The organism is bacterium (assembly GCA_020444065.1).
Classification (GTDB): Bacteria; Sumerlaeota; Sumerlaeia; order SLMS01; family JAHLLQ01; genus JAHLLQ01.
This window is the reverse complement of sequence record JAHLLQ010000002.1, coordinates 503,845-515,419: the sequence shown is the minus strand read 5'-3', so window position 1 is coordinate 515,419 and position 11,575 is coordinate 503,845. Positions and strand designations below refer to the sequence as shown.

At 60.2% G+C, this 11,575-nt stretch carries 7 protein-coding genes; 1 reads left to right on the top strand and 6 read right to left on the bottom strand.

Going from position 1 to position 11,575, the window contains the following annotated elements:
• Positions 1-21: 21 nt before the first annotated feature.
• Positions 22-1,569, bottom strand: coding sequence for a hypothetical protein (locus KQI84_06535; GenBank protein MCB2154525.1), 1,548 nt, complete (start codon positions 1,567-1,569; stop codon positions 22-24).
• 110 nt (positions 1,570-1,679) lie between these two features.
• Positions 1,680-2,480 (bottom strand): rhomboid family intramembrane serine protease, encoded by an 801-nt coding sequence (locus KQI84_06530; GenBank protein MCB2154524.1) that lies wholly within the window; start codon positions 2,478-2,480, stop codon positions 1,680-1,682.
• Between the two features lie 146 nt (positions 2,481-2,626).
• Here KQI84_06530 and KQI84_06525 point away from each other — a divergent pair, with 146 nt between their 5' ends.
• Positions 2,627-4,951 carry a hypothetical protein gene (locus KQI84_06525; GenBank protein MCB2154523.1) on the top strand — a complete coding sequence of 775 codons (2,325 nt, stop codon included), beginning with the start codon at positions 2,627-2,629 and terminating at the stop codon, positions 4,949-4,951.
• Positions 4,952-4,973: 22 nt separating this feature from the next.
• On the opposite strand, the gene KQI84_06520 is transcribed toward KQI84_06525, so the two are convergent.
• From KQI84_06520 to polA, 4 genes are all read right to left on the bottom strand, one after another.
• Positions 4,974-6,431, bottom strand: a complete 1,458-nt coding sequence (locus KQI84_06520) for a 3-phosphoshikimate 1-carboxyvinyltransferase (GenBank protein ID MCB2154522.1) — start codon at positions 6,429-6,431, stop codon at positions 4,974-4,976.
• A gap of 71 nt (positions 6,432-6,502) precedes the next feature.
• Positions 6,503-7,981 (bottom strand): transcription termination factor Rho, encoded by a 1,479-nt coding sequence (rho, locus tag KQI84_06515; protein MCB2154521.1) that lies wholly within the window; start codon positions 7,979-7,981, stop codon positions 6,503-6,505.
• A 187-nt stretch (positions 7,982-8,168) separates the two neighbouring features.
• Positions 8,169-8,759: a dephospho-CoA kinase, long form gene (coaE, locus tag KQI84_06510; GenBank protein MCB2154520.1), complete on the bottom strand. Its 591-nt coding sequence runs from the start codon at positions 8,757-8,759 to the stop codon at positions 8,169-8,171.
• A gap of 81 nt (positions 8,760-8,840) precedes the next feature.
• The gene (gene polA, locus KQI84_06505; protein MCB2154519.1) at positions 8,841-11,513 is read right to left on the bottom strand and encodes a DNA polymerase I; all 2,673 of its coding nucleotides are present in this window, start codon (positions 11,511-11,513) and stop codon (positions 8,841-8,843) included.
• Positions 11,514-11,575: the final 62 nt, after the last annotated feature.

Below are 11,575 nucleotides of genomic sequence, written 5' to 3'. Positions count from 1 at the left end.
TTTTTGAACAGCGCGTCTTTGCTACTTGTCGATGTTCTTCTCGAGAATCGGATCGTCGAACATGATGTGGCCCTTCAGCGGTCCCCACTTGCCATTGGGCTGGCGGTCGGAGCCGACGTAGACTGTGTAGATGTGCCCATCGCCGTCGAGAACAGCGCCAACCTGTGCGGAAACGCTGCGTGTGACGCGGTGCTGCAGGGCCGAGCGCGTCGTATCGGTGAATTCAATCACGTTCTCGGTGCTCCAGTCTTCGCTGACGATCGTGATCCGCTTGATCTTTGCCCCTGGGCGGTCCTTGGCGACGACCTTCTCCGCCATCTTCTTGATGTCCTTGGTCTCGTTGCCCTTGAATTTGTCCGGGATCATGCGTGCATCGGCGACGCGCTTCTGCCGCAGTTCGGAATCAAGTTTGTTTATATCCTCGATCATCTTGCGCAGCCGCTTGACCTCGGCGTTGTTGGGTTCAAGGAGGGCAGCACCACGTTCCAGATTTTTCGTCGGAACCTCGAGCTGGTCCTTTCGCATAATGTTGAAGTCCTCGCCCTTGTCGGCCTTTGCCTTGTTCGTCTGCAGGAACTGCAGCGTGTACTCGAGGTCCCTGGCCGCTTCGCTGAGGTTATACTCGGCATTGCTGACGACGCCTTCCTCAAAGGACTTCAGCGCATACTCGAAGTCGCGTTCGACTTGGGCGAGTTGGTCAGTCTTTTCCTTCGGGGCGACCTTCTTGTATTCCGCATAGGCCTCGGCGGCGGCCGCGTAATGCATCAGGCGCTCCTGCATCTCCTTCATGTCCTGCGTTGCCGAAGGAATGAAGTACTTCTCGGGATCATAGTCTGCGCCGCCTCGACTCGTGATGTAGGGACTCAGCTTCGTCACCCACGCGTCGCATTCTGCCTTGGCCGCTTCGGCAGCCTGGCCGGCAACGGCGGCATCCGCTTCAATCTTGTCGGCCGCGGCCTCGAGCGCTTCGATGCGCTTCATCATCGCAACGATATCGGGGTGATTGGGATCGTACTGACCGGAGAACTTGCTTTCGATTTCCGCCAGTGCACTCCGTCCCTGCTCGGCGCCGTATCGCGCTGTCTTGGACCGCCATTCTGAATCGCGTCCTTCACTGGAAGGATCGGCGGCGCGCTCACCCTGCTTCAGGAAACGATCGACTTCCCGCAACCGATACGAGACGCCGCTTGGCAACTTGTCGCCGGGGCCGGCGGCAGATGAAGCCGGTGCCTCGTCCCCTCCCGAGGATGCCGCAGCGGGCTCTTCCTCTTTCGGGAGACGCTTGCGAATGTTCTCCGCCAGTCGGGTGATTTTCGTGTCCAGCGAGGGAATCTTCGTGTTTGCGGAGTCCGCTTCCTTCGCCTGGTTCAGAAGGGCGGCGGCTTCCTCGACGAGCTTAAGGGCTTCCGGGTGCTTGCCGTTGTGGAAGTTTCTCTCGGCCTGGCGATAGGTGTTGTTGGCTTGCTTGATCAGGTCATCGGCGCTCTGGCCCGGAGCAGATCCGGCCAGCAGCATGAGCAGAATAGCGGCGAGCGGCAGGACCGCGCGCCAATAGCGGTTCGAATGCATGGGTAGATGCCCTCCATCCAAGGATCGTACAGACAGATTTCTGGATCACATTGGATGGTCGGCGAGACCACGGAAAGGGTCAAGCGAGAGCAGCACTCGGCGGAAGGATTCTACTGGTCCAGCCGCCAATGGGGATCGTCGTAGAGTTCGCTGGCATTGGCGCTGCGGCCGGGATGCCCATAGGACAGGCGCGAGGAGACGCGCTTCCCTCCGCCGCGTCCTCCTCCCCCGCCGCCACCGCGCCAGCGGCGATTCGCAAGCCAGTTCAGGATTCCTGGATTCTTGACCAATAGGAATCCCGAGGCGGCGCCGGCCAGGTGGCCAATGTGGCTGATCCCGGAATTCAGGCCGGATGAAAGGGCCCAGAAGGCTTCCAGGACAAGGAAGATGATGACCATGTGTTTCAGCTTCATCGGGATCACGGCGTACACATAGACGGTTGCATTCGGAACGATAAAGTAGCAGGCGACCAGAATGGCGAAGACTGCTCCGGAGAATCCCACTAGCCCGATGTGGGCATAGCTCGCGTTGTCGATGATGCCGGAGATCCCATAGATCGCGGCATGGGCAATTCCGCCCGCGATGATCGCGAGCAGGATGAACCAGGTGTACCGCCTGCCACCCATGGCACGCTCGACCAGGCCGCCAAAGAAGAACAGCGCGATCGAGTTCATCAGAATGTGAAAGAACCCGCCGTGTAGGAATCCGTATGTGGCAAACTGCCACAGCATGAATCGCGGGAAAATGTCGATGGGTTGAAGGACGAGGATTCCATAAAGGAAGTTTGCAACACCCGGCAGAACGGCCTCCAGAAGGGCCTGGCAGAGCCAGATTCCCCAGAGGGCCAGGAAGATTCTCCTCGTGACGGGAGGGAGGTAAAAGGACAGTATCTGGTCAACCTTACGCAACATGACGATGTTTGACGACCCTTCTCTGCGCAATCTGAGGCCCTGCATGGACCTGATTTCTTCATGCTCCTATTCCAGAATCAGGCCAATTCGCGGGATTGCTTGCCATTGACCCGGTCCGGCCTGCGGCAACACGTTAGCACTCCGGAATGATGAGAAACGAACGCGCCATCCCTGATCTCTTCCACGAACGGCCACGCTGGCCGGTCTGGTTCCGCGTGCTCTTTCCCGTGGCACTGGCGCTGGCCTTCTATGGACACACGCTCTTCCTGCCGATGTCATTGATCGATGATGGGCTGTTTTACGAGCGGGCGCAGAAGATGTTTGCCGCGCTGGGCAGTGGCCAGTTCGGCGCGTTCTGGGATCTCTTCTGGACGCCCTCCGACAATCGGTTCGGTCCGGGGCTTTTTTTGCAACTGCTCCTGTATCACGGCTTCGGAGGGCTGGATCCCGCTCTGCTGCATGGAATCAAGATCCTGTTCTTCGCCGTGGCCGTGGGCGGTATCATGGAGCTTGTCCGACTCGGCAGGCGCGGGCCGTGGGCAGGTGCCGCCGCCGCCCTTGTCTTCACGCTGCTGGCAAGACCCTCGCTGTTCCCGGACTTCCAGACGCACTTCGCCAATTGGCAGCGCCTTCACACAACCGATTCATACTTCGCATGGGTAGTCGCCTGGATGGCGGTTGCGCTGCTGCACTTCCTTCGCTCCTGCGGCGTGCGTCGCATCGTGTGGGGAGTCGTGGCCGCCCTCTGCATGGCGATCGCCGCCCTGACAAAGATCAGCGCGGTGGCGCATCTCGGCGGAGCGGTCGTGGCGCTTGCTTTGATCGCGTGGCGGAGCCGATCGGGCAAACGATGGCCGGCCGGAACGCTATGGCTGGCCGCGGTACTGATCGTCGTCTCGATTCCGGGGCTGATGTACTTCAAACCGTGGGCGACACGCGAAATCTACTGGTATGATGGTGAGCTCTCCTTCAGTTGGAACGTGATCAGCGGATCGATCGGTTACGCTTCGATGACGTTCCTGGAGGCCTGGGGCCCGCTGGTCTTTGTCGCGATCCCTGTGGCAGCCTGGCAGTTCTTGCGGGGGTTGCTGGGCCGAACGAACCTTCGCGATTTCGAGTTCTACGCAATCACGCTCGGGATGGGCAGCGCGGCATTCTGTCTGCTGACAATGTGGAGCATCACGCTGCAGCGCTACATGGTGATCTACACGCCATTCGTCGCGGTGCTGGCGGGGGTGTTCTGCGAAGATCTGTGGCGCACCGCCGTCCAGCAGGTGAGAACGCGTTTTGCACGGCCGAACGGGACTCTTGTGCTGGCCGCTGCGATCGGCGCCGTTGTCCTGGCCCTGGCGTGCGTTCCGATTATCTTGTGGCAGCGTCCGACGTTACTGCGTCACGTACCGATGATGGGCGTGGGTGGCGTAGGTTCGGCCGCTCTTCTCGGATGGCTTCTGTGGCGCAAGCAGCCCCGGCGCGCCGCTCCCCTGCTGGCGATCGTCATCGGGCTGTTTTTCGGCCTCGAACTCATCCATGGAATCTGCCTCGTGGCCTACGCGCATCAGAATGCCGAGCAGTACACGGCGTGCGAACAGGCGACATCGCAATTGCTGGAGGCCGGCAGGCATCTGGCGGAGAGCGAAGCGGGCCCGTGTGTGCTCTACACGAATCACTTCGAGGAGCCCTGGGTTCAGACGGCGGCGTTCTTCCGCACTTCGGGCATTGCAGAGAAGGTTCAGTTCGAGCCGTTCCAGTCGCAGCCGGAGATGAAGCCCGAGGACCTATTCCTGGTCTTCTCCCACGAGAACCACTGGGGCTCGCGCGTGGTTCCGCCGGTCGTGGCAGGCTGGGTCAGCGAACCAATAACTGCAGAAGAAGAGATGGATGGCGTCGTTGGCTTGTATCGGGGCGAGGTCTGGGCCCGCGACATGAAGACATCGCCGGGGATGACAATCACGGGCATCGAGTTCCGCGCAGATGTGGCGTCGTGGCCTGCGCGTTCGGAAATGGAACTGTCATTCTTCGATGAGAGCGGGCTGCGCGCCCGGACGTGGTATCGTGGGGATCTTCTGCCGCGGATGAATACGAACAAGACGTTCATTCGCCTGGCAAGCCCGTTCGCAGTGAATGGCGATCATGTACGTGTTGAAGCGCAACTCAGGCCCGATTCCTTTTCGCCGACGTTGCTCTCGCGGTACTTGCTGAATCGCAGTCATGTCGTCGCGCCGGCTGTTCGAGGGGATGACGGCGAGTTGCACATGATGATGACGCTCTACGGAACGGCTGACACCGCGCCTCGGTATCGCCTGGAGTCGGATCGTGTGTTCGAGCGTTCGTCGTATGTTGTGCTGGCGCCGGGATCGCTAATGGAAGCGATGCTCTTCGGTGGGCTCAGCCCACGCTCGCCGCACAACCGGGCGCTGCGTCCGGTGACATTCCGCTATCGCGTGGAAACGTGGCGCGCGATGCAGTGATCGCGGAGCGAATTGAGGCTGTTCAGTCTTCGTCGACCTGCACACCAAGCTGACGCAAAACCTCAAACCATTGCGGAAACGATTTGGAGACGTGTTCGGCGCCGCGGATCGTGAGGCCCTCTTTGCAGCGCAGGGCAACGATCGACAGCAACATGATCACGCGATGATCGCCGCGACCATCGACTTCGATACCTCCGACAAACCCATCGGGATTGCCCTCGATCGAAATCGTGTCCGGATCTTCATCCGGCGACCAGCGCAGGCGATCTGCTGAGTTTTCGATCCCCGATTCCTTGAAGATCCGCCGCAGTTCATGAATGGGTTCGCGGACGCGGTCGCATTCTTTGAACTGCAAGTTGCCGATGCCTGTGAGGCGCGATTCGCCCTCTGCAAGACAAGCCGCGCCGATCATCGCGAGAACGGCATCGGTGCACTTGTCGCCATCGATCTCCGCAGCCTGAAGGGGTGCGTCCTGCGGCGCAGCGATCGTCAGAACATCGTCGGCGCTTTCGATCGTACAGCCCATCGCCTGGTAGAAGCCTGCGCTGGCGCGTTCGCCTTGTTCATCTTCACGCAAGCGGCGCACACCAATCTTTGAACCCGGGACCACGGCCGCGGCAGCGAGAATCGCCGATGAGCCCGGCCAATCGCCCGCAACGTGCCACTCGCGCGCGGTGTATTGCTGGTCCTTGTAGATCACGTGGCGCATCAAGTCGCCACTGGACTCCACGGCGATGCCGGCCTCTTGCAGCACGGACAATGTCGTTCGGATCAGCGGCTTGCTGCGAAGCTCGCCGGTGACTTCGATCGCAATGTTCTGATTAAGCAACGGCACCATGAACAGCAGGGCCGAAAGGAACTGACTGCTGACCGCGCCGGAGACCTTGACCGGAACAGGCTCGTGTTCCGGTAGCTTCTCGTGCATGCGACGCCGGTGCAGTTCGCGCCCGATTCGATCGCCGCCGCGCAGTGAAATCGGCAGGCAGCCTTCATCGGTGCGCGCTTCGACCTGAACGCCGAGTTGCTCGAGGGCATCGAGCAGATCGCGGTTGGGGCGTTTCCCCAGGGATTCTTTGTGTTCGGCGGTGTCGAAGCTGACCGCGCCTTCGGCCAACGCAGCGACGGCGAGAAGAAGCCGCAGCACGGTGCCCGCGTTCATCGGGTCGATCGGGAGACCGGGTGGAGGCGGAAGCGGATGCGCGCCGAATCCATTGATGATCAATCGGTCGATCTTTGCAGCGTTCTCGACCGTAAAGTCAATCTCGCGGCCATCCGATTCCTCAGCGCGAATGTCCGCGCCAAGCTGTCGGCAACAACGCACCATGGCCACGGCGTCGTCCTGCACGGCGGGCTTATGAACGATGCTGCGCCCGTGGCTGAGGCAACTGACGAGGATGCAACGCGTGGTATAATTCTTCGAGGAGGGCGGATCGACGACTCCGCCGAGAGGACTCTGCGGGGGATGGATGCGCGCTTTCATTCAACCTCGTTCCGAAGGGGAGAAAAGAAGGAAGGCCGCCGGACGGCGGCCTTCCCGACCGATTGGTTCGATTACTGGTTCATTGTGTCGAGGAACTCGTCGTTGCTGTCCGTCTGGCGTAGCTTCTGATAGAGGAACTCCGCAGCTTCGACAACGTTGAGCTCGTGCAGGATCTTGCGAAGGAGCCAGATGCGCTGCAGGTGCTTCTCGGGGATGAGCAACTCCTCTTTGCGTGTGCCGGAACGCATGATGTCGATGGCCGGGAAAATGCGGCGATCGGACAGCTTGCGATCCAGGTGAATCTCGGAGTTACCAGTACCTTTGAACTCTTCGAAGATGACGTCGTCCATGCGCGATCCGGTTTCGATCAGCGCCGTGGCGACGATGGTCAACGAGCCGCCTTCTTCGATATTACGGGCGGCGCCGAAGAAGCGCTTCGGCTTGTGCAAAGCGTTCGCATCGATACCGCCGGAGAGAACCTTGCCGGAAGCAGGCGTGACGGTGTTGTAGGCACGAGCCAGGCGCGTAATCGAGTCGAGTAGAATCACAACGTCGCGGCCGTGCTCGACAAGGCGCTTGGCCTTCTCGATCACCATCTCTGCAACCTGAACGTGGCGGTCGGCCGGCTCGTCGAACGTCGAGCTGATCACCTCGCCGTTCACGGTGCGTTCCATGTCGGTGACTTCCTCGGGACGCTCGTCGATGAGCAAGACGATCAGGAAGACCTCGGGATGGTTGGTCGTGATGGCGTTCGCGATGTCCTGCAACAGAACCGTCTTGCCGGTTCGCGGCGGAGCAACAATCAGCCCGCGCTGGCCCTTGCCAAGCGGCGTCAGGAGATCCATGAAACGGGTCGTCAGCTTGCCCTTCGCTGTTTCGAGTTTCAGGCGCTCTTCCGGGTACAGAGGCGTCAGGTTGTCGAACAGGATCTTGTTGCGCGCTTCCTGCGGGTCGCCTTCGTTGATCGTCTCAACCTTGAGGAGTGCGAAGTAACGTTCGCCGCTCTTTGGGGGACGGACGGTACCGGTGACGAGATCGCCCTTGCGCAGGCCGAAACGGCGAATCTGCGACGGGGAGACATAGATGTCGTCCGGAGACCACAGGTAATTGTAGCTGGCGGAACGAAGGAATCCGAAACCGTCGGGCAGGATTTCCAGCACGCCGTTCGCATACATCTGGCCGTTGCGGGCGGATGTGGCGCGCAGAAGCTGGAAAATCAAGTCCTGCTTCCGCATACCAGCGGCGTTTTCGACCTTCAGGTCGCGGGCAAGCTTCGCCAGTTCCGAGGCCGTCATGCGCTTCAACTGGGCCAGGTCGAGAATGATTTTCTCCTGGTCGCCGTCGTCGCCGGCGGCTTCTTCATCGCGCCCGTTTTCGCCGTTTTCGATCTCCTCGTCTTCCTGTGGGATCAGCTCATCGGGATCGTACGGCTTGCCGTCGGCATCGCGCGGCAATGGCTGTTTGGGCTGGGCCGGTTTGCGACGACGGCGCGGACGCGTGGTGTTGCTGCTCTCGGCAGAACTGGAAGCTGTGCTCTTCTTCTTTCTCATTCGGAATATCTCCTCCGAAGTGCTTGATTACGTGTTATGGAATGGTGCGCTTCAAGGAATGCGCTAAAATGCAGGTTGGATTCGGTGGCAGGATGCCACGGCCGACAGGCGATGCCCGGATGCCGATTGGAAGGGGAAGATGGATTTGCGGTTTACTGTCTCTCGTCCTCTTACAAAGGATAGGGCCTTAGAGCGAGCTTGTCAGCTTTTTGTAGAGTTCTTCGACCTGGCGGCGAGTCGCTTCGGGCGATCCGCTGTTGTCGATCACGTGGTCGGCTCGTCGAGCCTTCTCCTCTTGTGGGAGTTGGGCCTGTAACCGTCGCCGTACCTCTTCCTCGCTCATTCCCCGGTCTTCCACCAGCCTCCGCACGCGTTCCCGTTCATTCACGGTCACCACCGCCACGGCATCGCACATCTCTTCCGCGCCGGTTTCGTACAAAAGGGGGATTTCCAGGACCACCATCGGTTGATCGCCATACCGGCGGATCAATTCTTCTTCGCGTTCACGCACCCTTGGGTGGATGATTTCTTCCAACTCTTTTCTGCGGGTGGGATCGCGGAATACAATGTCCGCCATTCTCTGACGGTCCAAGCTGCCGTCCTTCGTGACGACCTCGGGACCGAACCGGCGGGAAATTTCCTGGAGAGCAGGGGTTCCGGGAGCAACGACTTCGCGGGCAATCACATCCGCCCGAATAATGACGGCGCCGCATTGCTGCAATATCGTTGCGACAGAAGTTTTTCCGCTCCCGATTGAGCCCGTCAAGCCCAGAATCATCGCTTCTCCTTGCAAAAACCGGGACAGTTTTGGGGTTGGTTTGCGCTTTTTTGTGCGCCCCCGAAAGAATCGGTACAGGAACTACACATCCGCCCAGTTCGGACCGGATGAAACATCCACCTGGATCGGCACGTCGAGCGGAAGAGCAGCCTGCATTTCCTGGACAACGATCGGCTTCAAGGCCTCGAGTTCATCCTGCGGAACGTCGAAGATCAACTCGTCGTGGACCTGCAGGATCATCCGCGCCTCGAGGCCGCGCTGGCGAATCTCGCGATCGATCCGAATCATCGCCAGCTTGATCATGTCCGCCGAGGTGCCTTGGATCGGCGAATTGACCGCGATGCGTTCGGCCTGCTGGCGTCGATTGCCGTTGGAGGCGTTGATGTCGCCCACATAGCGACGCCGCCCCTTGAGAGTCGTGACAAACCCATTCTTTCGGCAGTCCTCCAAGGTCGTGTCGATGAACTCGCGAACACCTGCGTAGACCTCGAAGTAGTTGTCGATGAATTGCTCTGCCGTGTGGCGGGGAATCTCCAGATCGCGCGCGAGCCGGAAGGCCGACATGCCGTAGATGATTCCAAAGTTGATCGCCTTGGCCTGCGTGCGCATTTCCTTGGTCACGGCGTCGAGGTCAACCTTGAAGACCTTGCTGGCAGTCAGTGCGTGAATGTCCTGGCCCGAGCGGAAAGCCTCGCAGAGCGATGCATCCCTGGACATGTGCGCCAGAATGCGCAGTTCGATCTGCGAATAGTCCGCGGAAAGAAGGACCCAGCCGTCTTCGCGCGGAATGAAGCCGGCACGTATTTCACGACCTGCCTCGGTGCGCACGGGAATATTCTGCAGGTTGGGATCGCTGCTGGAAAGGCGGCCGGTCGCCGCGACAGTCTGGTGAAAGGACGTATGGACGCGACCTGTTTTTGGGTGAACGAGGCGCGGCAGAGGGTCGAGATAGGTCCCTTTCAACTTCTCCAACTGGCGGTATTCGAGCAGCTTCGCGGGCATGGGGTGAAGCTTGGAAAGCGCCTCGAGCACCGTAACGTCGGTGCTGTACCCGGTCGTGGTCTTCTTCTGCGTCGGAAGGCCGAGGTCTTCGAACAGGATCTCCGCCAGTTGCTTCGTCGAATTGATATTGAATGGGCGACCGGCCATTTCATGAATTTCGGTGGTCAGTTCGATGAGCTTCTTTTCCGTTTCGGCAGAGAGGCGTTTGAAGTGAGGGCGATCGAGCCGAATGCCCTCCAGTTCCATGCGCGCGAGCACTGCCGCGAGAGGCACTTCGATCTGATCGTGGACTTCGCGCAGTCCGGCTTCGTCAATCTGCGGCGAGAATGTGCGCCAGAGCTTAAGCGTCACATCCGAATCCTGGCAGGCGTACTCCCCGACCGCGTCGACGTCCGCACTTGCCATCGTCACCATGTCGTCGCCGGAGCCGATCAGCGTCGAGATTGCGGTCATCTGGATGCCGAGGATCTCCATGGAAAGGTTCTTGAGGCCGTTTGAGGCGCGCTCCGGGTGGATCAGGTAGGAGGCCAGCATCGTGTCGCAATCGATCTGGTCGACGTCGTAGCCGGCCTTGCGGAGCACCTTGTAGTCGAAGCGCCAGTTGTGCGCGACCCAGCGGATAGCGGGCTCGCTGAGCACGGGATTCAGAGCTTCCCAAATAGCCTTGTTCGACAAGAGACCGTCGCTTTCCGAGAGGCTGACGGGGATGTAGACACCCTGATTGTCGGCCCAGGACAGGGAGATCCCAACGAGGTCGTCCGTGAAGGGATCGAGGCCTGTCGTTTCGGTATCGACAGAGGCGCGGCCGGCCTTGCGGATGCCTTCGGCAACGTGACGCAGTTGATCGGGCGTGCGAATGACGGCGTAGTCGGTAGTTCGATCCTCAATGGATTGGCCGCCCAACTCATCGAGAAGGCTGCGGAATTCGAGGCGACTGAGCATCTCTCGCAGAGCCGGGGAGCCCTTGTACGTCCACACCATGGCATCCCACGAAGCGTCCAAATCGATATCGGATTTCACCGTCGCCAACTCGCGGGACTTGCGGGCGGCCTCGGCGTTCTCTGCCAGAGAAGCCCAGAATTTCGGCTTCGTTCTGCCCTCCGCGGCGGCCAGGATCGTCTCCATGTCGCCGAACTCTGTCAGCAGATCGGTGGCGCGCTTCTTCCCTACCCCGGGGACGCCCGGGATGTTGTCCGAGGAGTCGCCCAGAAGGCCGAGGTAATCTGGAATCTGCGAAGGGCGGACACCCATCTTCTGCAGCACCCCCTCCTCGTCGAGGAGTTCGATGTTCTTGAGGTGCTCGCGCAAGACGGTGACACCGGGCTGGACGATCTGAAGCAGGTCCTTGTCAACGGACACGACGCAGGCCTCGCCGCCGTTCTGAACGGCCCAGTTGGCCAGGGTGGCGATGACGTCGTCTGCCTCGTAAGGCGAAATCTCGTACATCGGCACATTCATGATCTGCAGAAGTTCGCGGAGTACGGTGAACTGCTGAGTCAACTCCGGCGGTTGGGGCGGACGATTGGCTTTGTACTCAGGAAACACGTCAGCCCGGAAGGTCTTTCCCGGGGGATCGAAGACGACGGCAATGTGCTCCAGCTGGTGGTCTCGATGAAGGCGATGGAAGATCTGCAGGAAGCCGAAGATGGCCCCGGTTGGCTCTCCCTTCGATGTGGTGAGGGCCGTGATGGCGTGGTAGGCCTTGTAGACCAGGGAGTGGCCGTCGAGGAGGAAGAGCTTCCGCTTTGTCACCTGAGATTTCCTTGGAAGGGTGTTGGATGAAACAATGCGCCCCGGCCATGGTTAGAAGGCCG